Annotated in this window: 1 protein-coding gene; it reads left to right on the top strand. The window is 44.0% G+C overall.

The genetic code is table 11. The features are described 5' to 3' along the window. Positions 1 to 534: beta-galactosidase (locus tag ABD056_RS22850; protein WP_343870607.1), on the top strand; the 534-nt coding region annotated here is incomplete at both ends.

Genomic DNA, 534 nt, shown 5'->3' with positions numbered 1-534 from the left:
AGCAGTTTTACGGCACCATAGATAAATTAAACCAGGCCTGGGGTAATGTATTCTGGTCGATGGAATATCAAAGTTTTGAGCAAATTGAATTGCCTATTCTGGCCGTTACAGAAACCAGCCCTTCTCATCAATTGGCTTACCGGCGCTTCAGCTCGGATCAGGTGGTGAAATTTCATGATGAAATGGTCGATGTAATACGAGCTCATGCGCCAAATCAATTTGTCACCCACAATTTTATACCTATGCACGATACCCAAACTGACAATTTTGCTCTAGCAAAAAAACTCGATTTTGTCAGTTACGATAATTACCCATTAGGACGAACCGATCTATTTTTTGGCGATGCGCCAGTCGCACAGTTTAAAAAATATATGCGCACTGGCCACCCGGATTTTTCCAGTTATGCCTTTGACCAAAGCCGCGGAATTAGCAATAGTAGTTTTTGGGTAATGGAGCAACAACCAGGACCAGTAAACTGGGCACGGCATAACCCAAGACCAGAGAAAGGAATGGTGCGTCTCTGGTCATGGCAGG

Origin of the sequence: Caenispirillum bisanense, assembly GCF_039523075.1 — a bacterium.
GTDB classification, from domain to species: Bacteria; Pseudomonadota; Alphaproteobacteria; order Rhodospirillales; family Rhodospirillaceae; genus Caenispirillum; species Caenispirillum bisanense.
The sequence above is the reverse complement of the archived record's forward strand: the minus strand, read 5'-3'. Positions and strand labels throughout refer to the sequence as shown.